We start from the raw sequence: 21,140 nt of genomic DNA, 5'->3' as shown, positions 1-21,140 counted from the left end.
CTGGCCGGGTGACGATCCATGTGAGCTGGCCGCAGATCCTCGCCTGGCGGCTGCGCCGGCAGTTCGTGAGCGGCCCCGGCGGGCCGGGCGCCGTGGAGATCGCCCGCCGGCTGTGCGGGGTGCAGGCCCAGGTGGCCTCCTCCGCCCAGCACGCGGTCGCCGTCCGCGCCGCCTCACCCGGCCCCGGCGAGGTCGAGCGGGCGCTCTGGGACGAGCGCACCCTGGTCAAGACCTGGGTCATGCGCGGCACCCTGCACCTGCTGCCCGCCGACGAGCTGCCCGGCTACTGCGCGGCGCTGAGCACGCTGCGGTTCTGGGAGAAGGGCTCCTGGCAGCGCGGCCACGGCGTCACCGCCGCCGAGATCGCCGCCATCGTCGAGGCCGTCCCGCAGGCGCTCGGCGACACGCCCAAGACCCGGGAGGAGCTGGTCGACGCCGTCGTCGAGGTGACCGGCGACGCCCACCTGCGGGAGGCGCTCACCTCCGGCTGGGGGGCGCTGCTCAAGCCGCTCAGCCGCCTCGGCGAGCTCTGCTACGGCCCGCCGCGCGACGGCCGCGTCACCTTCACCGCGCCCCGCGCCTGGCTGCCCGGCTGGCCCGCCGAGCTGCCGCCGCAGGAGGAGGCGGGCGTGCGGATCGCCCGCGCGTTCCTGGCCGCCCACGGCCCCGCCACGCCGGAGATGCTCGACGGCTGGCTGTTCGGCGGCGTCGCCAGGAAGGCCGTGCTCAAGGGCTGGTTCCGCGACCTGGCGGGCGAGCTGACCGAGGTCGAGGCCGGCGGCCACACCCTGCTGGCGCTCACCGAGCACCTCGACGACCTGGCCGCAACCCGGCCGGCGGACGAGGTCCACCTGCTGCCCGGCTTCGACCCCTACATCCTCGGCGCGCCCCGCTCCCTGGAGCCGCTCGTCCCGGCCGCCGTCAAGGCCAGGGTGAGCCGCCAGGCCGGCTGGATCTCCCCGGTCGTCCTCCACCAGGGGCGCGTCGCCGGCGTGTGGGAGGCCAAGGGCGGCCGGGTCACCACCGACCTGTTCGAGCCCGTCCCCGATGATCCGCTCGCCGCCGCCGTCTCCCGCGCCGAGAAGCTGATTGCCGGGGCCGCCGCCGGGTAGCCGGGCGGGGTGCGGCTCGACGAGTGGTTCCTCACCCGCGAGGAGCGGGGCAACCCGGCCACCAGGCTCGGCGCCTGGACGACCGGCAACCTCGTGCGCCCGCTCGTCCACGGCGCCGCCTACTTCGCCGACCTGCGGGCCGCGCTCGACCGGCTCGGCAAGGGCGACCTGCTGCTGTTCGCCGACTGGCGCGGCGACCCCGACGAGCGGCTGACCGGCGACGGCCCCGGCGTGGCGAGCGCCATGGCCGCGGCGGCGCACCGGGGAGCGCTCGTCCGGGGCCTCATCTGGCGCTCCCACCTCGACCGGCTGCGCTTCAGCGCCGCGGAGAACCGCCACCTCGGCGAGGACATCGAGGCCGCCGGCGGCCAGTGCCTGCTCGACACCCGGGTCCGCCCCGGCGGCTCGCACCACCAGAAGTTCGTCGTCCTGCGCCACGACGGCGACGCCGCCGCCGACGTCGCCTACGTCGGCGGCATCGACCTGTGCCACAGCCGCCGCGACGACGCCGCCCACCGCGGCGACCCGCAGGCCGCGCCCATGCCGGACGTCTACGGCGACACCCCGCCCTGGCACGACGCCCAGGTGGCCGTGCACGGCCCCGCCGTGGCCGACGTGGAGACCGTCTTCTGCGAGCGCTGGGACGACCCCGCCCCCGAGACCCGCCAGCCGCTGCGCCGCCTGCGCGACCACGTCGAGCGGATGGACGACGTGCCCGCCCTGCCCGACCCCGGACCGCCGCCCGCCCCGGCCGGCACCCACGCCGTGCAGCTCCTGCGCACCTACCCCTACCGGCGATCCGCCTACCCGTTCGCGCCCCTGGGCGAGCGCAGCGTCGCCAGGGCCTACCACAAGGTGCTGGCCAGGGCCCGGTCCCTGGTCTACCTGGAGGACCAGTACCTGTGGTCCACCGAGGTGATCGAGCCGTTCGCCGCCGCGCTCGAACGGGAGCCCGGGCTCCGCATGATCATCGTGGTGCCGCGCCACCCCGACCAGGACGGCTGGCTCGCCGCCCCGGCCAGCCTCATCGGCCGCGCCGACGCGCTGGCCAGGCTCCGGCGCGCCGGCGGCGACCGGCTCGGCGTGTACGACCTGGAGAACCACGCCGGCACCCCCGTCTACGTGCACGCCAAGGTGTGCGTGGTCGACGACGTGTGGGCCTCGATCGGCTCCGACAACGTCAACCTGCGCTCGTGGACGTACGACTCGGAGCTGAGCTGCGCCGTCGTCGACGAGGAGCCCGACCCGCGCCCGCCCGCCGGGGCCCGCAAATTCGCCCGCGACCTGCGGCTGCTCCTGGCGGGCGAGCACCTCGACCGCGACCCGTCCGGCCTGTGCGACCCCCGCGACGCGTTCGAGGCGTTCGCCGCCTCGGCCCGCGCGCTCGACGCCTGGCACCGCGGCGGCCGTCGCGGGCTCAGGCCGCCCGGCCGGCTGCGCCCGCACCCCGAGCCCAGCCTCGGCCGCGTGCGCAGGATGCTGGCCCAGCCGCTCTACCGGCTCGCCGTCGACCCCGACGGGCGGCCCCCGGCGCTGCGCCGCTCCCGGCGGTTCTGAGAGACTCGCGAGCATGCAGCGCCCCTTCCGCCAGGTCGACGTGTTCACCTCGACGCCCTACGGCGGCAACCCGCTCGCCGTCGTGCTCGACGCCGGCGGGCTGACCGGCGAGGAGATGCAGCGCTTCGCCCACTGGACGAACCTGTCGGAGACCACGTTCCTGCTGCCGCCCGCCGACCCTCGCGCCGACTACCGGGTACGGATCTTCACCACCACGTCCGAGCTGCCGTTCGCCGGGCATCCGACGCTCGGCACCTGCCACGCCTGGCTGGAGGCGGGCGGCGTCCCGCGCGACGCGCGGACCGTCGTCCAGGAATGCGGCGCCGGGCTGATCCGCGTGCGCGGCGACGACCGCGGCGGCGACCTCGCCTTCGCCGCGCCGCCGCTGCTGCGCTCCGGCCCCGTGGACGAGACGCTGCTGACGGGCCTCGCCGCCGCGCTCGGCATCGCCAGGGACGACGTCGTCGACGCCGAATGGGCCGACAACGGCCCCGGCTGGGTCGCGCTCCTGCTCCGCGACGCCGCCGCCGTCCTCGCGCTGCGGCCCGGCCGGGTGCCCGTCGACGTCGGCGTGGCGGGCCCGCACCCCGCCGGATCGCCGTACGCGTACGAGCTGCGGGCCTTCTGCCCCCACGACGGCGGCACGACCGAGGACCCGGTGACCGGCAGCCTCAACGCCTCGGTCGCCCAGTGGCTCCTGCGCACGGGCCGTGTCACCGCCCCCTACACGGTCAGCCAGGGCACCGCGCTCGGCCGCGCCGGCCGCGTCCGCATCACGGCCGAGGGCGACGACGTCTGGGTGGGCGGCTCGGTCGTCACCCGCGTCAGCGGCCACGTCAGCATGTGACGCGGAAGCGCACCTCGTCCCCGGGCCGCAGCTGCGCCGCCACCCCCAGATCCGCCTCACGCACCACCGCGATCACCGGGTAGCCGCCCGTCGGCGGATGGTCGGCCAGGAAGACGATCGGCTGCCCGCTCGGCGGCACCTGCACCGCGCCCGCCACCATGCCCTCGCTCGGCAGCTCCCCCTCCCGGCCGCGCGCCAGCTCCGCGCCGCGCAGCCGCACCCCCACCCGGTTGCTGTCCTGGCTCACCTCGTACGGGGCCGCGCACAGCGCCGCCAGGGCCCCCTCGGCGAACCAGTCGTCACGCGGGCCCCTCAGCACCCGCAGCACCGCCGGCCCCGGCCCCGGAATCGGCGCCAGGTCCACCCCGATCCCGCCCTGGTCCGCCGCGTCGCCGATCGGCAGCCTCGTCCCCGGCGCGAGCGGAGGCGGCCCCAGGCCCGACAGCGAATCGGTCGACCGGCTGCCCAGCACCGGCTCCACCGCCACCCCGCCGCGCACCGCCAGGTACGTTCGCAGCCCCCACACCGGCGCCCCCAGCGCCAGCTCGCCGCCCCCGGGCACCCAGAACGGCACCCCCATGCCCGCCCGCGCGGGACCCCGCACCGGGCACGGCGCGCCCGCCAGCGCCACCCACGCGCCACGCCCGAACCGCAGCCGCAGCCCGCCGAACGTCGCCTCGATCCCCGCCAGCCCCTCCGGGTTGCCGACGAGCCGGTTCGCCAGCCGCAGGCTCGCCTCGTCGGCCGCCCCCGAACGCGGCACCCCCAGATGCGCCAGCCCCCGGCGCCCCAGATCCTGCACGGTCGCGTACGGACCGGACCCGAGCACCTCGATCATGCAGCCTCGATCATGGGACCTCGATCATGCGGCCTCGAAGCGCACGCGGGTCCCCGGGCGGAACGCCGACGGCGGGCGCGCCGTCACGTCCCACACCCGCAGCCCCGTCCTGCCCAGCAGCCGCCACCCGCCCGGCGACGCCGCCGGATAGACGGCCGAGTACGGCCCGGCCACGGCCACCGACCCGGCGGGCACCGACGTCCGCGGCGTCGCCAGCCGGGGCACGTGCAGCACCGGGTCCAGCCCCGTCAGATACGCGAACCCCGGCGCGAACCCCAGCCAGCCCACCACCAGCTCCCGCCGCGTGTGCCGGGCCACCACCTCGTCCACCGGCACCCCGGCCAGCTCCGCCACCGACTCCAGATCCGCCCCGTCGTAGACGACGGGCACCCGGACCACGTCCCCCTCCTCGGGCGCCTCCGTCACCCCGGCCGCCGCGCACCGCCGCAGCAGCTCGCCCAGCCGCGCCCGCAACCCGCCCTGCTCGGCCCCCGGAGCCACCACCAGGACCGTCTCAGGCCCCGGCACCACCTCCACGACCCCGGGCGGCCGTTCGGCCCGCAGCGCGGCGTCCAGCCGGTGCGACACGTCCAGCGCGCCCGTCTCCACGAGCAGCCCGTGCTCCCCGACCCGCCGAATCACCCGCCCGCCTCCCGGCGACCACGCATGAACCTCCGCGCCCCCAAGAGCCGTCCAGGCCGGACCGGCCCACGGCCCCCTTGGGGTGGCCCCCACTCTCTCGCCGAAAACCACGCGCCATCCAGCGGGGGCGCGCCCTTTAGCGGGCGCGCGCTCGTGGCGGCGCGGTGCCCTGCCCCGGGGAGGCGCACCCGCCGGAGCGGGTGACGGCCCTTCCGCAGCAGCCGCTGCTCCCTCCCGCGAGGCCGCGCACCCTCCAGCGGGCGCGCGCCCGTCGGGGTGCCGTTCCGGTGGTCCGGCAGGGGCGTGGCCTTTGCGCGTCCACCGGGGGCGTGGGCCTTGCGGGAGGGGAGGGGGCGGGGCGGGAGGCGGCGGGAGGGGGTCTCGCGGGCCGGGCGGAGGGGAGAGGGCGTCTCGCGGGGAGGGAGCTCGCGCGAGGGGAGGCGGCGGGGCGGCAGGGGCCGCGTGGGGGCGGTCATGCGAAGGCCTGGAGGACGATGCCGGCGGCCAGGAGGTCGTCGCGGACGGTGCGGGCGAGGTGGACGGCGTCGGGCGTGTCGCCGTGGACGCAGAGGGAGCGGGCCTTGACCGGGACCTCGGCCCCGTCGACGGAGATGACCGACCCGGACAGGGCCATGCGGACGGCGCGGGCCGAGACGTCGGCGGCGTCGTGCAGCACGGCGCCGGGCAGGCGGCGGGGGAGCAGGGCGCCGTCGGCGGTGTAGGCGCGGTCGGCGAACGCCTCGGCGACGGTGGGGACGCCCGCGGCGGCGGCGACGGTGTGGACCACGGAGCCGGGCAGCGTGAGCACCGGCAGCGCCGGGTCGTAGTCGGCGATGGCGTCGACGACGGCCTCGGCCTGCTCCCGGTCGCGGCAGATGCGGTTGTAGAGGGCGCCGTGCGGCTTCACGTACGAGACGCGGCCGCCCATGGCGCGGGCGATGCCGTCGACGGCGGCGAGCTGGTAGAGCACCTCGGCGCAGAGCTCCTCGGGCTCGACCTCCATCTCCCGGCGCCCGAAGTGGGCCAGGTCGCGGTAGGACACCTGCGCCCCGATGGACACCCCCCGGTCGACGGCGGCGGCGCAGGTGCGCCGGATGGTCACCGGGTCGCCGGCGTGGAAGCCGCACGCGACGTTGGCGCTGGTGACGATGTCGAGCAGCGCCAGGTCGTCGCCGAGCCGCCAGATGCCGAAGCCTTCGCCGAGGTCCGCGTTCAGGTCCATCACCATGACCCCATCATGGCGTGAGCGGCTACCTCGGCGCGACGAACAAGGTCTGAGTCGCGCTGCCGACTTCGCCGTCGAGGTCGTACAGGGTGGAGCGGGTGAGGCCGCGCCCGGACGGGCCGATGGCGGTGGCGGCGTCGAGGCAGATCCACTCGCCGGCGGGCGCGCGGAACAGGGAGATGGTCAGGTCGACGTTCACGAACAGGTGGGTGTCGAAGCCGAGGGCGAGGCTGATGCCGTTGCCGCTGTCGGCGAACAGCGCCAGCCGCTCCATCGGCGTGATCTCCTCGCCGTCGACCAGCGGCACCCGGCAGCGGCCCCACGCGGTGGCGGGGCCGGGCTCGTCGGGGCCGCCGCGGGCGAAGCGCCATTCGGTGGCGCGCCCGTAGCCGAAGCCGGTCGAGATCCACGACTCGCCCTGCGGGCCGGGCAGGGGCGGCGGGGCGGCGGCGGGGGTGGCGGGCGTGGGGGCCTCGCGGATGCGCCACGCGGTGGCCCGTACGTGCTCGCGGCCGCCGCCGCTCACCGACGCCGACAGGCACTGCACGCGCTTGCCGTCGCGTACGACGTCGGTGCGTACGTCGAGGTCGCCGACGGGGACGGGACCGAGCACGTCGACGGCCAGCCGCGCCAGGTCGAGGCCGGGACGGGGCGCGGTGAGCGCCAGCTCGTGCACGAGCAGCGCCGTCACCGGCCCGAGGTGCTGCGTGGCCGGGTCCCACGGGCCCTGGGTGTGCTCGGAGGCGCGGTAGCGGCCCGGCGCGAGCCGCGTGTACATGGCCATCAGATCTCGTCGGGGATGTCGGCGATGTCGTCGAGCGCGGCGGCCAGCTCCTCGGGGTCGCCGCCGATGCGCTCGGCGATCTCGATGAGCACGTGGAGCACGTCGTGGCGGTCGTGGCCGAGGTCGAGCAGCCGCTGGGCGGCCTCCCACAGCTGTGGCGGGTCGCCGTCCCACAGTCGGGTGGCGATCTCCTCGTGCCACGCCAGGTGCTCCTCGTCGATCGCGCCGACGTGGTCGATCTCCAGGAGGGTACGGCGGTCCGCCGCGTCGGCGGGGTTGAGCCGGTCGAGGTCGACGCCGTTGTGCACGCCCTGCAGGAACGGGAACGCGAACGCCCGTCTGGCCAGCGCCGACAGGTCGCCGTCGGGCAGCAGGCGCTCCAGCAGCGGCCGGTCGATCCCGAACGACGTCGGGTCGCGGTAGGCCTCGGGGAACTTGCCGATCGCCCCCCACACCGCGTCGAGCGTGGCCTTGAGCCCCTGCTCGGGCAGGCCGGTGCGGGCGGCGGCGAAGCGCACCCAGGCCGACAGCGCGTGCGGCATCGCCTCCTGCTCGGCCTGCGAGAGCATGACCTTGCGCGGCAGCCAGTCGAGCAGGAACGTCTCGCACTTGGTCGGGCTGACCCGCAGCGGCCGGCCGAAGTCCTGCTCGCAGCCGTAGTCGATGATGTGGTCGGCGCACCGGGAGGCGGCCGACGGGTCCGACAGGTGCTCGGCGGCGTCGGAGGCGAGGAACTCGGCGGCGAGCATCGCCCGCCGCTCGCGGCTGTAGGGGGCCTCGATGTGCAGCGGGGCGGGCCGCTTGCGGCCGGGCGGCAGCGCCTTGAGGCGGGCGCGGGCGAAGGCGTGGTAGGCGCTGTAGCTGTCGCTGACGGGCGGCGGCGTCTTGGGCTCGCCGGTGGCCTTCATCGCCGATTCGAGCAGCGCCCTGGCCTGCTGCGGCTCGATCTCCTCGAACAGCAGCATCGGGTTGCCGGCGGCCTCGGCCCTGGCCTGCTCCAGCAGCTTGTCGACGTGGGAGGACACCCAGGCGTCGCGCGCCATGCCGGACATGTTGTGGTCGACGACCATGACCAGCGCGTGCCGGTCCTGGTTGTGGCGGGGGGTGGAGTCCTCGTTCCAGCGGTAGGCGAAGGTGCAGATGACGGTGTCCTGGTCGCCGTAGGCGTCGCGGGAGACGTAGCAGCCGGTGGGCTTGACCGCGCCCACCCGGTCGGCCCAGCCGGGCCTGGCCACGCCGGACTCCATCATGGCCAGCGCCGCGCCCTCGGCCTTGGCGCCCTGGCGGGCGGTGCCGAGGTAGGCCAGGCAGATGAGCAGCGTCAGGGAGGCGGGGGTGCCGGCCTTGGCCGCGTAGTCGACCAGCCCCTCGCCGAGCACCTGCTCGACGTCGCCGCCCCGCACCTTCCTGCCCCACCAGGCCCCGACCATGTCGGAGACCATCAGCTCCGCGTCGAGCGGGCTGCGCACGGCCAGCAGTTCGCGGGCCGCCTGCACCATCTCCTTGAACACGTCGTCGGGCGGGGGGCTCTCCCGGGGGTCTCGTCGGTGTCGGCGCACGCCCTCACTCTCTCGCATTCCAGGCGGAAACGGTGCGCAGAACGCGGCCCGGTGACTCCGATGTTATCGAGGGGCGCGCGGCGGCGGCGCGGAGTTGACGATCGCGAGCAGGTGCTCGCGGGCGATCCGCTCCACGATCTCGGGTGTCGCGGTGATGCCGAGGTGCTGCGCGCACACGCACACGTCCTCGACGCACCGGTCGATGGTGTCCACGGGCACGGTCAGGAACTCCTCGGCCAGCCTGAGACTGACCGGCTCCTTGAGGAAGCGTGTGGCCAGAGCGAGCATAGGTGTGAGATTCCTCTGGATGCCCCAGGGCAAACCCCCAGGAATGGACGCAGGTGACTTGCGCTCTCATTTCATCTTTTCTCGGGCTGGTGTCAAGCCTCCACGACGGCTGTCTTCGCTTCTCGCGAGCGGCTTTCGTGCGAAGCTGTTCCCATGCGCATCCAGCTCACCCAGCGCGCGGAGGCCGACGAACTGCTCGGCCGCAGTCCGCTCGCCCTGCTCGTCGGCATGCTGCTCGATCAGCAGGTGCCGATGGAGTGGGCGTTCACGGGCCCTTACACCATCTCCGAACGGCTCGGGCACGAGCTCACCGCCGAGGAGATCGCGGCCTACGACCCCGAGGCGTTCACCGCGCTCCTGGCCGCCAAGCCGGCGGTCCACCGCTACCCCAAGTCGATGGCGGCCCGCGTCCAGCAGCTCGCCGCCTACCTCGTCGAGCACTACGACGGCAAGCCCGAGCGCATCTGGACCGAGGCAGCCGACGGCAAGCAGTTGCTCAAACGACTGATGGACCTTCCGGGATACGGCAAGCAGAAGGCCCAGATATTTTTGGCATTGCTGGGCAAGCAGCTCGGGGTCCAGCCGCAAGGATGGCGCGAGGCGGCCGGCCCCTATGGCGAGCAGGGGTCCTACCGTTCGGTCGCGGACGTGGTCGACGCCGACAGCCTGGGCAGAGTGCGCGCCACCAAGCAGGCGGCCAAGCGGGCGGCGAAGGCCGAGTAGCCTGATCTTGCTGCGCAACGTGGAGCGATTTTGACAGGATGCGTTGACCGTATGGCGGCCGGGGCTTCCGTCCGCGCCCGCCCATCGCAGATGATGTACTGCAGAATCCGGTCGCCCGGAGCTGCGCTACGCCGATACACGATTATGGAGATGTGCCGCGTGGGAGACCCTGGCACGCGACGGAGGTGCCGACCATGAGCGCCGAGACCTCCGTTCCCCGTCCCCGGGAGTCGGATGTGGACGTCTCAGACTCCGCCCTCTTCGAGGGCCTGCTGTCCGAGGCAGAGTTCGCCTTTGCCTTCTTCGACACCCAGACCCGCGTCCTGCGGGTCAACGACGTGTTCGCCGAGGTCGTCGGCGTGCCCGCCGAGCGGCTGCTGGGACGCGCGCCGTCCGAGACGCTCGCGGCCGACCTCAGCCAGCTCATCACGCACGGCGTCCAGGCCGTCATCGGCAGCGACGCGCCGGTCTCCGAGCGGCCCGTGCGGGTGCGCGCGACCGGCGGCGAGGCCCGCTACTGGTCGGTCTCGTTCTCGCCGGTCCACGACGCCGACGGCGCGCTGCAGGCCGTCGCCCTGGCCGGGCTCGACGTGACCGAGAGCCGCCTCGTCGAGGAGGACCTGCGCCGCAGCGAGGAGCGCTACCGCTCGCTGGTCGAGGCGCAGTCGCAGCTCGTCTGGATCACCTCGCCGACCGGCACGGTGGTCGAGGACGCCCCGCAGTGGCGCGCCATCACCGGCCAGGGCCTGGAGGAATACCTGGCGGCCGGCTGGCTGGACGTGGTCCACCCGGAGGAGCGCCAGCAGACCGAGGAGGCCTGGAAGGAGGCGCTGCGCGGCCGCACCATGTTCGAGTGGAACTACCGCGTGCGCACCCGGGCCAGCGGCTACCGCCACTTCGAGGTCCGCGCGGTGCCGATCATCCGGCACGGCAGGGTCGTGGAGTGGGTGGGCGCCAACACCGACGTCACGCCGCAGCGCGAGGCCGAGGAGATGCGCGGCAGGCTGACCGACCAGCTCGGCGCCGCCGCGCTGCGCACCGCCCGGCTCCAGGGCGCCACCGCCATACTGGCCGAGGCGCTCACCGTCGAGCAGGTGGTGCAGGTCATCATCGACGTCGGCCGCACGGCGCTGGCCGCCGACCGGTCGGCCGTGGCGCTGCTCGACACCGACCGGGCGGCGCTCAAGCTGATCAACGGCGAGGGCGTCCCCGAGGCGTCCGGCGCCGCCGGCGAGGAGATCCCGCTGTCGAGCTCCAGCGTGATGACGATGGCGGTCAACAGCCGCAGGCCGGTGTTCGCCGAGTCGCCCGAGAGCCTGAAGGCCCAGCTGCTGGAGGCGGGCGGCGACGAGCAGGTGCTGACCAACTACCTGGCCAGCAGCGACGAGCGCGCCTGGGTCGGGCTGCCGCTGCTGGCGGCGGGCCGGGCGCTGGGCGCGCTGCGGTTCTCGTTCACCCGGCCGCAGAAGATCTCCCAGGAGGACGGCGTCTTCCTGGAGGCGCTGGCCGGGCAGTGCGCGCTGGCCGTGGAGCGCGCCACGCTGTTCGAGCGCGAGCACCGCACCGCCGAGACGCTGCAGCGCAGCCTGCTGCCCGACCGCCTGCCGGTGGTCAGGGGCCTGGAGCTGGCCCAGCGCTTCCGCTCGGGCAGCCGTCACGTGCAGGTCGGCGGCGACTGGTACGACGCGTTCGTGCTGCAGGACGGCCGCGTGGCCGCGGTCGTCGGCGACGTCATGGGCAAGGGCGTCAAGGCGGCGGCCGGGATGGGCCGCATCCGCAACGCCATGCGGGCGCTCGCGCTGACCAACCCGCCGCCCGCCGCGGTTCTCACCGGCCTGGACCGGGTCTTCGACGCGACCGAGGAGGAAGAGCAGGTCACCACCCTGGCCTACATGGTCGTCGAGCCGTCGACGGGCGAGGGCACGCTGGCGCTGGCCGGTCACCCGCCGCCCGTGCTGGTTTCTCCGCAGGGCACGGCGATTCTCTGCGACGCGGAGCCGGGCACCCCGCTAGGCTGGCCGACCAGCCGTAGGCAGTTCCGGTTCGTGGTGCCGCCCGGCCATACCGCCGTGCTCTACTCCGACGGCCTCGTCGAGAACCGGAAGCGCGGGCTGGATGCCGGTCTCGCAGAGATTTGCAGTGTTGTGACCGAAGCGCCGCCTGAGGTCGTGAGAAGTCCACACATGTTGCTGGACTTCCTGGTCGACCGGATGTTGTCGGGATATGAGCAAGATGATGACGTTACCGCCCTGGCCATTCACGTGCCGCCCGCCACGAAGAGTGACTGAATGAAACAGTCATAAGGGTTGCTTTCGGATATCAGTGGCGCGCTTACGTACGCACTACTCTCTTGGTCGGCCTAGGGTGGAGGTCAACCGCCGGGAGGTGGCCGTATGGAGTGCGTGGTCGTGCCAGAATGCTGGACAGGTCCGTCGCGATCCGCACGGCCTCACCGATCTCCGAGAGAGGCATCAGCCCCCCAGCGGGCATCTGGGTCCATTGTCGCCACGCGTTCGTTCGAGAGGTGTTCGTGTCGCCTGCAAGTTCGACTCGCTCGAAGCCACAAGAGCTGAACGAGCCCGTCATTCAGCGACTGCTCGAGCGTGGGCGCTCGCAGGGTTTCCTCGAGTCTGAGGACGTCCGTCAGGCCTTCGAGGAGGCGGACATCCCCATGTCGCACGCCGCCGCGTTCTTGCGGAACCTCAGCAAAGAGGGCGTGACCGTGGTGGTGACCGCCGCGGATTCGGCTGCGCCGAAGAAGAAGTCTCGAGGCTCAGCAAAGCGCCAGACCGCCGCGCCCGTCAAGACCAAGACGGCGGCGGCCGCCAAAGAGCAGCAACCCGAGACCGTGACCGCGGTCGTGGGCACCGCCGAAGCAGAGCCGGCGGCCAAGAAGCCGGCTCCCGCCAAGAAGGCCGCTCCCGCGGCCAAGAAGGCCGCCGCGCCCGCCAAGGCCGCGCCTGCCAAGAAGGCCAAGCCGGACAGCGCTGGGCCTGCCGACAACAAGCCGAAGGGCCCCGAGGGTCCCAAGGCCGACGCCGACGACGACGAGGACATCGAGCTCGACGGCGACGTGGAGCTGGACGACCTCGAGGACATCGACGTCGAGGAGATCGCCGACGACGCCGACTCCGCCGACGAGGCCGACTCCGACGACGACGACTCCGACGACGAGCCCAAGGTCGTCGCCGAGGCCGCCGCCGTGACCGCCGAGAAGAGCGAGGACGAGGTCCTCATCCTGTCCGACGACGACGATGACGCCCCGGTCGCGCAGGTCGCCGCCGCCGGCGCCACCGCCGACCCGGTCAAGGACTACCTCAAGCAGATCGGCAAGGTCCCCCTGCTCAACGCCGAGCAGGAGGTCGAGCTGGCCAAGCGCATCGAGGCCGGCCTGTTCGCCGAGGAGCAGCTGGGCGGCGAGAGCGACGGCCTTCCGGTCGACGTGCGCGCCGAGCTGGAGTGGATCGCCGAGGACGGCCGCCGGGCCAAGAACCACCTGCTGGAGGCCAACCTCCGCCTGGTGGTCTCGCTGGCCAAGCGCTACACCGGCCGCGGCATGCTGTTCCTGGACCTGATCCAGGAGGGCAACCTGGGCCTGATCCGCGCGGTGGAGAAGTTCGACTACACCAAGGGCTACAAGTTCTCCACCTACGCCACGTGGTGGATCCGGCAGGCGATCACCAGGGCCATGGCCGACCAGGCGCGGACCATCCGCATCCCGGTCCACATGGTCGAAGTGATCAACAAGCTGGCCCGCGTCCAGCGGCAGATGCTGCAGGACCTGGGCCGCGAGCCCACGCCGGAAGAGCTCGCCCGCGAGCTGGACATGACCCCCGAGAAGGTGGTCGAGGTCCAGAAGTACGGCCGCGAGCCGATCTCCCTGCACACCCCGCTGGGTGAGGAGGGCGACAGCGAGTTCGGTGACCTCATCGAGGACTCCGAGGCCATCGTGCCGGCCGACGCCGTCAGCTTCACGCTGCTGCAGGAGCAGCTCCACTCCGTTCTCGACACGCTGTCGGAGCGCGAGGCGGGCGTCGTGTCGATGCGGTTCGGCCTCACCGACGGCCAGCCCAAGACGCTGGACGAGATCGGCAAGGTCTACGGGGTGACGCGGGAGCGCATCCGGCAGATCGAGTCCAAGACCATGTCCAAGCTGCGTCACCCGTCGCGCTCGCAGGTCCTGCGCGACTACCTGGACTAGGTCCCAGCACGACGAAAAGGGGGGTGCGGCCCGCGCGGGCCGCACCCCCCTTTTCGTCGTTCAGAGGTCGACGTCGAGCTTGCCGGGGGCGAGCCGGACGGAGTAGCCGAGGTCGTCGAGGGCCTTGGCCAGCTCGTCCGGGGTGGTGGGCGTCAGGCCGCTCTCCAGCAGCTTCCTGGCGATCTCCCCCCGGGTGGCCTTGGCCATGTGGCTGACGACCTTGCCGTCCTTGAAGACCCGTACGCTCACGGCGCGGTCGCCGGGGCGCCAGGCGCCCGCGTAGGTGGCCGAGCGCAGGTCGACGACCAGGCCGGGCAGCCGGTCCAGCTCGGCGGTGATCAGCGGGCGCCAGAAGGCCGCCAGCCCGCCCAGGGGCTTCAGCGACACGCCCATCGACAGCCGGTAGGGCGGGATGCGGTCGGACAGCCGCACGACCCCCCACAGCCCCGAGAAGATCAGCACGCTCTCCTCGGCCCTGGCCCGCGCGTCGGCGTCGAGGCCGGACAGCGCCAGGTTGTCGTAGAGCACGCCCGTGTAGAGCTCGGCGGCGGGCAGCGTGGCCGCCTCCTTGAGCGCTAGGTTCTTGGCCAGCTCGGGGGCCTGACCGGGCGACAGGCCGAGCACGCTCAGGGCGTCGCGGCGGCGCGAGGCCTTGATCAGGGCGCTCATGACCCGCCCGCGCGGGCGGCCGAGCTTGGGGAACGACAGCTCTCCGACGGGCGGGCCGTCTCCCGTGGACGCCTTGCCCTCGGACGGCGGCAGCAGAATCAGCACAGCCGAACCCTATACGCCCTGGTCATCACCGGTGCCCGGTGGTGGCGACGCCCTGCACGAAGTAGCGCTGCCCGGCGAAGAAGACGACGACGAGCGGCAGCGTGGTGATCACGCTCACGGCCAGGACGAGCTCCCACTTGGGGTCGCCGCCCTGGTAGAACTGGTCGACGACGGCCTTCAGCCCCCGGGGCAGCGTGAACAGGCTCGGGTCCTGCAGGTAGACCAGCGGCTTCATCAGGTCGAACCAGCTCGCCTTCAGCTCGAACACGAACGCGATGATCAGCGCCGGTTTCGCCAGCGGCACCGCGATCCGCCAGAACAGGTCCAGGTACGTGGCGCCGTCCACCCGGGCGGCCTCGAACACGTACCGGGGCACGCCGAGCAGGAACTGGCGCAGCAGGAAGATGTAGAACGCCGAGCCGAACAGGTTGCCCGCCCACAGCGGCACCTGGGTCCCGGTCAGCCCGGCGGCGTGCCAGATCAGGTACGTCGGCACGAGCGTCACCGCGGCCGGCAGCATCATCGTGCCCAGCACGCTCGCGAAGATCACGTTGCGCCCGGGGAAGCGGAAGTAGGCGAACCCGAACGCCACGAAGGCGCTCGACAGGGTCACCGCGAGCGCCGCCGCCAGCCCCACGAGCACGGTGTTCACCAGCCACGCCAGCATCGGCACGGCCTCCCAGACCACCGCGTAGTTCTCCGGCGCGAACGGGTCGGGCCACGGGGCGAACGGGTCGGCGAAGGTGTGGGAGCGCGGCTTGAGCGAGGCGACGACCAGCCACACGAACGGGTACAGGAAGATCACCGACGCCGCCGCGAGCATCATCCAGAAGAACGGCCGCCGCCTCACGCCCGATCTCCCGCCTCGTAGTGCACCAGCCGCCCGCCGAGCTTCCACTGCACGAGCGTGATCAGCGCGATCACCAGGAACAGCACCCAGGCCAGCGCCGAGGCGTAGCCCATGTGCAGGAACTGGAACGCCTGCTGGAACAGGTAGACGACGTAGAACAGCGCCGAGTCGCCCGACGCCTGCTGCGTCACCTGGTTGCCGAAGAACATGGCGTACACCTGGTCGAACATCTGCAGCGACGCGATCGTGTTGATGATCACGACGAAGAACAGCGCCGGGCTGATCATCGGCAGCGTGATCCACCGGAACCGCGCCCACGCCCCGGCCCCGTCGATCATCGCGGCCTCGGCCAGCTCGGCGGGCACGTTCCGCAGCGCCGCGAACAGGATGATCGTCGTCGAGCCCAGGTTCCACAGCGACATGAGCACGATGCCCGGCAGGATCCACTCCGGGTCGGTCGTCCACTGCGGCCCCTCGACGCCGAACAGGCCCAGGAACTGGTTGACCATGCCCGCCTGCCCGTTCAGCAGGAACAGGAACAGCACACCCACCGCCACGTACGGGGTCATCGACGGCAGGTAGAAGATCGTCCGGAAGACTCCGGCGCCCCGGCCGCCGATCCGGTTCAGCATCAGCGCCAGGCCGAGCGCCAGCGTGATGGCCAGCGGCACGTGCAGGGCGGTGTAGAGCACGGTGTTGCCGATCGCCACCGCGACCTTGGGATCCTGCGCCATCCGGGCGTAGTTGGCCGTCCCGGCGAACTCCGGGCTGGAGATCAGGTCGTACTCGGTGAACGACAGGGCGAGGCTGGCGAGCATCGGGCCGAGCTGGAACAGCACCAGCCCGACGAGCCAGGGGAGCACGAAGACGTACGCCCAGCGGGTCTCCGCTCTCACGACGCCGCCCCGTCGATGGCCTTCTGGGCCTCGGCCTGGGCGCGTCCCAGGGCGTCGGCCGGCTTCTGGCCGCCGAGCAGCACGCGGGTGCCCGCGTCCTCCCACGCCTTCCTGAACTCGGCCGCGGCGGGCGACTGCGGCACCACGAACCCGGCCGGCTGCACCGCGCGGATCGTCCTGACCGCCGCGTCGAACGGCGCCTTCCCGCTCGGCCTGACGATCTCGCCGAAGATCGTCTCGTCGGCCCTGGCGTTGCCGGTGAAGGTGCCGATGTTGACCTTGCCCTCGCGGGTGCGCTTGTCCTGGCGGGCCCGTGCGGCGGCGATCCAGGTCTCGGCGGCGGTCATCGTCTTCATCCAGCGGCAGGCGGCCTGCGGGTTGCGCGCGCCCTTCGGCACGGCCCAGGCGTTGCCGCCCACCAGGTTGACCGGCTGCCCGTCGCGGCCCCGGAACGGCAGCACGGTGATCGCGACGTCCGGCGTGGTGCCGGCCATCGAGGAGACCAGGAACTGCTCGCCCAGCATCATGCCGACCTGGTCCTCGGCGAACGGGTTGCGGGCGCCGAAGAAGTCCCACGTGTCCACGAACGCCTTGAGCCGCTTCCAGCCGCCCTGCGACTCGACCAGGCGGCTCGCGTACGTCATGGCCTCGACGACGGCGGGAGCGTCGAGGCCGGCGGTGCGGCCGTCGGGGGACAGCAGGTCGGCGCCGTTGGCCTTGGCCCACAGCGGCAGGAACTCGGGCAGCTTCGGGTTGAAGCCGAATCGCTCGACCTTGCCGCCGTCCGTCCTGGTCATCTTCCTGGCCAGCGCGGCAAGGCGGTCCCAGTCGGAGGTGTCGACGCTCGCCGGGTCGATCCCGGCGTCACGGGCCGCCCGGTCGTTGACGATGAGCACGATGGAGTTGGAGAACTCGGGGATGCCGTACCAGCGGCCGTCGTAGCGCACCTGCTGCCGCGCGGCCGGGTAGAAGTCGCCGGTCGGGATGGACTCGCGGCTGACGCAGTCGTCCAGCGGCTGGATGGCGCCGCGCGCGGCGTAGCTGCCCAGCCGCTCGCGGGCCAGGTAGACCACGTCCGGCGGGTTGCCCGAGGCGACCGCCGACAGGAACGCCTGCTCGTCGAACGCGCCCTCGTTGATCCGGACCGTCACTCCCGGGTACGCCTTTTTGAAGGCGTCCACCCGGACCGTGGCGATCTCGTCGGGCAGCCCGAAGCCCATCGTGGTCAGCGACTCGCCCGCCGGGCGGCTCGGGCCGCCCACGCCGCCGCACGCGGTCAGGAGGAGCATCGCGGCGACCGCGGCAGTTGACCTGGACATGGCGACCCCTTTCACGGCCCATGTGATGGGGGAGGCACTTACCTGGAGTGATGCCGTCAAACCCGGGTCGGCTAGGCTCGCGGGCCATGAACGTCGACGCTCTCGTGCACCAGGCGTGGCCTGCCTACGAGCAGGTGCGCCACGACGGCTGGATCCTGCGCCACGCGGGCGGCGTGACCAAGCGCGCGAACTCGGTGCTGCCGCTCGGCGTCCCGGCGGACCTGGGCGCGGCGATCGAGGCGGCCGAGGCGTTCTACGCGGCGCGCGGGCAGGCGTGCGCGTTCTCCATCGGGCCGGGCGCCACGCCCGGCCTCGACGCCGAGCTGGACCGGCGCGGCTACGCGCGGGCCGACCCGACCGTGGTCATGTCCGGGTCTGTCCCAGGCGAGCCCGCCCATCCCGTACGGGTCGAGGACCGGCCCTGGGACGCCTGGGCGCGGACCTGGTGGCAGGTCGACGGCCGCTACGGCGACGGGCTGCGCGAGGCGGGGCGCATCCTCACGGGCGTGCCCGCGCGCTACGCGGCCGTGGAGGAGGACGGCGTGCCCGTGGCGGTCGGCAGGGGAGTGCCCCAGGGAGGCACGGAAGACGGCACAGTCGGTGTGTACTGCATGGCGACGCTGCCGTCTGCCCGCAGGCGCGGGCTGGCGCGCAGCGTGCTGCGGGCGCTGGCCGGGGGCGGGCATGCCTACCTGGTGGTCACGGCAGGCAACGCGGCCGCCCAGGCGCTCTACCGGAGCGAGGGGCTGGAGCCGGTCGCCACGTATCACTATCGAGTGCGCTGACCCGGTGCGTTGACCTGGCGCGTTGAACGCAGAACGGCGATCCCGGGCAGGCCCGGGATCGCCGTTCTGTCATGCAATATGTGGTTATCTCAAGGCCAGCGCGGTCAGCGCTCGCCGTCGGGGGCGTGGGATCGGGTTTCGCTGAGTCGTGCCGACTCGTCCAGGATGTCGGCGCCCTTTTCGCGCAGCGCCGCGATGTGCTGACGCCCGTGGTGGGCGCAGAACAGCAGCTCCCCGCCCACGGGCAGGGTCGCGCGAATGTATGCCTGGGCACCGCAACGGTCGCAGCGGTCGAGGGCCGTCAGCGGCTTAACGGGGGCAAGAGCTCCAGTCACGTATCGCCTTTCGGGTCACCCCCGCCGAAGCGAGGATCTGGCGTCAGTCACTTGGAACAACATCTAACCGGACGTGGACGTTCCCAACCTCCCCCTCGCTACGCCCAGAGCAGAATGTGTCCGAAAGTAATGCCCAGCAGCCCGCCGGTAACGGCAAACGTGACCGCATGGCAAGCTTGTACGCGTGCGCAGGGGAAGAACGGTAGGCTACGCACACGTGTTCGATGACAAGTGACCAGAGGAGCTGGAGTGACGCTAGTGGAGGCGGGTTACACAGCTCGTCACCTGTCGGTGCTTGAGGGCCTCGAAGCCGTCCGCAAGCGACCTGGCATGTACATCGGGTCCACCGACAGCCGCGGGCTCATGCACTGTCTCTGGGAGATCGTCGACAACGGCGTCGACGAGGCGCTCGGCGGCCACTGCGACCGCATCGAGGTCGAGCTCCACGCCGACGGCTCCATCGAGGTCCGCGACAACGGCCGCGGCATCCCGGTCGACGTCGAGCCCAAGAGCGGCCTGGCCGGCGTCGAGCTCGTCTACACCAAGCTGCACGCCGGCGGGAAGTTCGGCGGCGGCTCCTACGCGGCCTCCGGCGGCCTGCACGGCGTGGGCGCCTCCGTGGTCAACGCGCTGTCGTCCCGCCTCGACGTCGAGGTCGACCGTGACGGCCGGGTCCACGAGATCAGCTTCCGGCGCGGCGTGCCGGGCGTGTTCGACGGCGACGGGCCCACCGCCAAGTTCCGCAAGAAGTCCGGCCTGCGCGACGGCGGCCCGCTGCCCAAGCGCGTCACCGGCACCCGGGTGCGGTTCTGGGCCGACAAGCAGATCTTCCTGCCCGACGCCGAGGTCTCCCTCGACGAGATCCACGTCCGGCTGCGCCAGACCGCCTTCCTGGTCCCCGGCCTCACCCTGGTCGTCATCGACAGCCGCCACGAGGAGCGCGTCGAGGAGGAGTTCCGCTTCGACGGCGGCATCTCCGAGTTCACCGAGTTCCTGGCCCGCGACGAGGCCGTCTGCGACGTGCTGCGGCTGCAGGGCGTCGGCCACTTCCACGAGACCGTCCCGGTCCTCGACGACCAGGGCCACATGACGCCCACCGAGGTGCAGCGCGAGCTGACCGTCGACGTGGCCGTGCGCTGGGGCAAGGGCTACGAGTCGACCGTGCGCTCGTTCGTCAACGTGATCGCCACCCCCAAGGGCGGCACCCACGTCACCGGCTTCGAGCGGGCGCTCGTGCGCACGATCAACGAGCAGCTGCGCGAGACCCGCCTGCTGAAGAACGGCGACGACCCGGTCAACAAGGAGGACATCTCCGAGGGCCTGACCGCCGTCGTCACCATCCGGGTGCCTGAGCCGCAGTTCGAGGGCCAGACCAAGGAGGTGCTGGGCACCTCCGCGGCCACCCGCATCGTCTCCCACGTGGTCAGCCGCGAGCTCAAGGAGCTGTTCGCCAACCCTCCGCGCGGCACGAAGCAGGCGCTGCGCGCCGTGCTGGAGAAGATCGTCGCCGCCGCCAAGGCCCGCATCGCCGCCCGCGAGCACCGGGAGAACCAGCGCCGCAAGAGCGCCCTGGAGAACTCCGCGCTCCCGGCCAAGCTCGTCGACTGCCGCAACGACGACGTCGACCGCAGCGAGCTGTTCATCGTCGAGGGCGACTCGGCGCTCGGCACCGCCAAGCTGGCCCGCGACTCGGAGTTCCAGGCCCTGCTGCCGATCCGCGGCAAGATCCTCAACGTGCAGAAGGCGTCCGTGAGCGACATGCTCAAGAACGCCGAGTGCGCCGCGATCATCCAGGTGGTCGGCGCCGGCTCGGGCCGCTCGTTCGACATCGAGGCGGCCCGCTACGGCAAGATCATCCTGATGGCCGACGCCGACGTCGACGGCGCCCACATCCGCTGCCTGCTGCTCACGCTCTTCCACCGCTACATGAAGCCGATGGTCGAGGCCGGGCGGGTCTTCGCGGCGGTCCCGCCGCTGCACCGCATCGAGCTGACCAACCCGGGCCGGGGCAAGGACAAGTACATCTACTGCTACTCCGACGGCGAGCTGCAGAAGGTGCTGCGCGACCTGGAGCGGCGCGGCAAGCGCTGGAAGGACCCGGTGCAGCGCTACAAGGGCCTGGGGGAGATGGACGCCGACCAGCTCGCCGAGACCACCATGGACCCCCGTCACCGCATCCTGCGCCGGGTCCGCATCGAGGACGTCGAAGAGGCCGAGAGCATCTTCAGCCTGCTCATGGGCAGCGACGTGGCGCCCCGGCGGGAGTTCATCGTCAAGAGCGCCGCCGAGGTCGACCGCGACCACATCGACGCCTGACCACCCCCGCCCTGCGGCCCGCCACGTTGCGGGCCGCCACGTTGCGGGCCGTCACCCAGCGGCGGGCCGTCACCCAGCGGCCCGCCATC

Annotated in this window: 19 protein-coding genes; 8 read left to right on the top strand and 11 right to left on the bottom strand. The window is 72.7% G+C overall.

Annotated elements, in window-relative coordinates:
* Positions 1-8: 8 nt before the first annotated feature.
* The 3 genes from ACWDXC_RS12055 to ACWDXC_RS12045 are packed head-to-tail and all read left to right on the top strand — an operon-like array spanning position 9 to position 3,516.
* Positions 9-1,112 carry a winged helix DNA-binding domain-containing protein gene (locus tag ACWDXC_RS12055; protein WP_449980889.1) on the top strand — a complete coding sequence of 368 codons (1,104 nt, stop codon included), beginning with the start codon at positions 9-11 and terminating at the stop codon, positions 1,110-1,112.
* Between the two features lie 9 nt (positions 1,113-1,121).
* Complete coding sequence (locus ACWDXC_RS12050; RefSeq protein ID WP_449980887.1) at positions 1,122-2,669, top strand: phospholipase D family protein; 1,548 nt, start codon at positions 1,122-1,124, stop codon at positions 2,667-2,669.
* Between the two features lie 13 nt (positions 2,670-2,682).
* Positions 2,683-3,516, top strand: a complete 834-nt coding sequence (locus tag ACWDXC_RS12045) for a PhzF family phenazine biosynthesis protein (RefSeq protein ID WP_449980885.1) — start codon at positions 2,683-2,685, stop codon at positions 3,514-3,516.
* Here ACWDXC_RS12045 and ACWDXC_RS12040 read toward each other — a convergent pair.
* The 6 genes from ACWDXC_RS12040 to ACWDXC_RS12015 all read right to left on the bottom strand — a co-directional run bounded on the left by ACWDXC_RS12040 (position 3,506) and on the right by ACWDXC_RS12015 (position 8,852).
* On the bottom strand, positions 3,506-4,354 hold the full coding sequence (locus ACWDXC_RS12040; RefSeq protein ID WP_449980883.1) for a 5-oxoprolinase subunit C family protein: 849 nt from the start codon (positions 4,352-4,354) through the stop codon (positions 3,506-3,508). The genes ACWDXC_RS12045 and ACWDXC_RS12040 overlap by 11 nt on opposite strands.
* 24 nt (positions 4,355-4,378) lie before the next feature.
* Complete coding sequence (locus tag ACWDXC_RS12035; protein WP_449980881.1) at positions 4,379-4,996, bottom strand: 5-oxoprolinase subunit B family protein; 618 nt, start codon at positions 4,994-4,996, stop codon at positions 4,379-4,381.
* Positions 4,997-5,468: 472 nt separating this feature from the next.
* Positions 5,469-6,224: a LamB/YcsF family protein gene (locus ACWDXC_RS12030; protein WP_449980879.1), complete on the bottom strand. Its 756-nt coding sequence runs from the start codon at positions 6,222-6,224 to the stop codon at positions 5,469-5,471.
* A 22-nt stretch (positions 6,225-6,246) separates the two neighbouring features.
* Complete coding sequence (locus tag ACWDXC_RS12025; protein WP_449980877.1) at positions 6,247-7,005, bottom strand: thioesterase family protein; 759 nt, start codon at positions 7,003-7,005, stop codon at positions 6,247-6,249.
* Entirely contained in the window at positions 7,005-8,504 is a 1,500-nt protein-coding gene (locus tag ACWDXC_RS12020) for a hypothetical protein (protein WP_219510304.1), read from the bottom strand. Before ACWDXC_RS12020 ends, ACWDXC_RS12025 begins: the two co-directional genes overlap by 1 nt.
* Before the next feature lie 123 nt (positions 8,505-8,627).
* The gene (locus tag ACWDXC_RS12015; RefSeq protein ID WP_219510286.1) at positions 8,628-8,852 is read right to left on the bottom strand and encodes a hypothetical protein; all 225 of its coding nucleotides are present in this window, start codon (positions 8,850-8,852) and stop codon (positions 8,628-8,630) included.
* A 153-nt stretch (positions 8,853-9,005) separates the two neighbouring features.
* Between ACWDXC_RS12015 and ACWDXC_RS12010 the strand changes: the two genes are divergently transcribed.
* From ACWDXC_RS12010 to ACWDXC_RS12000, 3 genes are all read left to right on the top strand, one after another.
* On the top strand, positions 9,006-9,575 hold the full coding sequence (locus ACWDXC_RS12010; RefSeq protein ID WP_449980875.1) for an HhH-GPD-type base excision DNA repair protein: 570 nt from the start codon (positions 9,006-9,008) through the stop codon (positions 9,573-9,575).
* Positions 9,576-9,769: 194 nt separating this feature from the next.
* Positions 9,770-11,863, top strand: coding sequence for a SpoIIE family protein phosphatase (locus ACWDXC_RS12005; RefSeq protein ID WP_219510284.1), 2,094 nt, complete (start codon positions 9,770-9,772; stop codon positions 11,861-11,863).
* A 242-nt stretch (positions 11,864-12,105) separates the two neighbouring features.
* Positions 12,106-13,776 (top strand): RNA polymerase sigma factor, encoded by a 1,671-nt coding sequence (locus tag ACWDXC_RS12000; RefSeq protein WP_449980873.1) that lies wholly within the window; start codon positions 12,106-12,108, stop codon positions 13,774-13,776.
* A gap of 60 nt (positions 13,777-13,836) precedes the next feature.
* Here ACWDXC_RS12000 and ACWDXC_RS11995 read toward each other — a convergent pair whose 3' ends face one another.
* The 4 genes from ACWDXC_RS11995 to ACWDXC_RS11980 are packed head-to-tail and all read right to left on the bottom strand — an operon-like array spanning position 13,837 to position 17,615.
* Positions 13,837-14,550: a YaaA family protein gene (locus ACWDXC_RS11995; RefSeq protein WP_449980871.1), complete on the bottom strand. Its 714-nt coding sequence runs from the start codon at positions 14,548-14,550 to the stop codon at positions 13,837-13,839.
* A 25-nt stretch (positions 14,551-14,575) separates the two neighbouring features.
* Positions 14,576-15,400, bottom strand: a complete 825-nt coding sequence (locus ACWDXC_RS11990; RefSeq protein ID WP_449980869.1) for a carbohydrate ABC transporter permease — start codon at positions 15,398-15,400, stop codon at positions 14,576-14,578.
* Positions 15,397-16,296, bottom strand: a complete 900-nt coding sequence (locus ACWDXC_RS11985; RefSeq protein WP_449980867.1) for a carbohydrate ABC transporter permease — start codon at positions 16,294-16,296, stop codon at positions 15,397-15,399. Before ACWDXC_RS11985 ends, ACWDXC_RS11990 begins: the two co-directional genes overlap by 4 nt.
* Entirely contained in the window at positions 16,293-17,615 is a 1,323-nt protein-coding gene (locus tag ACWDXC_RS11980) for an extracellular solute-binding protein (RefSeq protein ID WP_449980865.1), read from the bottom strand. Before ACWDXC_RS11980 ends, ACWDXC_RS11985 begins: the two co-directional genes overlap by 4 nt.
* 86 nt (positions 17,616-17,701) lie before the next feature.
* Between ACWDXC_RS11980 and ACWDXC_RS11975 the strand changes: the two genes are divergently transcribed.
* Entirely contained in the window at positions 17,702-18,400 is a 699-nt protein-coding gene (locus ACWDXC_RS11975) for a GNAT family N-acetyltransferase (RefSeq protein WP_449980863.1), read from the top strand.
* Positions 18,401-18,504: 104 nt separating this feature from the next.
* Here ACWDXC_RS11975 and ACWDXC_RS11970 read toward each other — a convergent pair whose 3' ends face one another.
* Positions 18,505-18,735 (bottom strand): DUF7455 domain-containing protein, encoded by a 231-nt coding sequence (locus tag ACWDXC_RS11970; protein ID WP_219510277.1) that lies wholly within the window; start codon positions 18,733-18,735, stop codon positions 18,505-18,507.
* Between the two features lie 249 nt (positions 18,736-18,984).
* Here ACWDXC_RS11970 and ACWDXC_RS11965 point away from each other — a divergent pair, with 249 nt between their 5' ends.
* Entirely contained in the window at positions 18,985-21,051 is a 2,067-nt protein-coding gene (locus tag ACWDXC_RS11965) for a DNA gyrase/topoisomerase IV subunit B (RefSeq protein WP_357587425.1), read from the top strand.
* Positions 21,052-21,140: the final 89 nt, after the last annotated feature.

The organism is Nonomuraea sp. NPDC003214, assembly GCF_053590035.1.
The sequence above is the reverse complement of the archived record's forward strand: the minus strand, read 5'-3'. Positions and strand labels throughout refer to the sequence as shown.

What these genes read in the sequence shown, in the direction of transcription:
- ACWDXC_RS11980 (WP_449980865.1), bottom strand. Translation starts at nt 17,615, where the DNA reads ATGTCCAGGTCAACTGCCGCGGTCGCCGCGATGCTCCTCCTGACCGCG.
- ACWDXC_RS12010 (WP_449980875.1), top strand. Translation starts at nt 9,006, where the DNA reads ATGCGCATCCAGCTCACCCAGCGCGCGGAGGCCGACGAACTGCTCGGC.
- ACWDXC_RS12025 (WP_449980877.1), bottom strand. Translation starts at nt 7,005, where the DNA reads ATGGCCATGTACACGCGGCTCGCGCCGGGCCGCTACCGCGCCTCCGAG.
- ACWDXC_RS12040 (WP_449980883.1), bottom strand. Translation starts at nt 4,354, where the DNA reads ATGATCGAGGTGCTCGGGTCCGGTCCGTACGCGACCGTGCAGGATCTG.
- ACWDXC_RS12015 (WP_219510286.1), bottom strand. Translation starts at nt 8,852, where the DNA reads ATGCTCGCTCTGGCCACACGCTTCCTCAAGGAGCCGGTCAGTCTCAGG.
- ACWDXC_RS12020 (WP_219510304.1), bottom strand. Translation starts at nt 8,504, where the DNA reads ATGGTGCAGGCGGCCCGCGAACTGCTGGCCGTGCGCAGCCCGCTCGAC.
- ACWDXC_RS12030 (WP_449980879.1), bottom strand. Translation starts at nt 6,224, where the DNA reads ATGGTGATGGACCTGAACGCGGACCTCGGCGAAGGCTTCGGCATCTGG.
- ACWDXC_RS12005 (WP_219510284.1), top strand. Translation starts at nt 9,770, where the DNA reads ATGAGCGCCGAGACCTCCGTTCCCCGTCCCCGGGAGTCGGATGTGGAC.
- ACWDXC_RS11975 (WP_449980863.1), top strand. Translation starts at nt 17,702, where the DNA reads ATGAACGTCGACGCTCTCGTGCACCAGGCGTGGCCTGCCTACGAGCAG.
- ACWDXC_RS12045 (WP_449980885.1), top strand. Translation starts at nt 2,683, where the DNA reads ATGCAGCGCCCCTTCCGCCAGGTCGACGTGTTCACCTCGACGCCCTAC.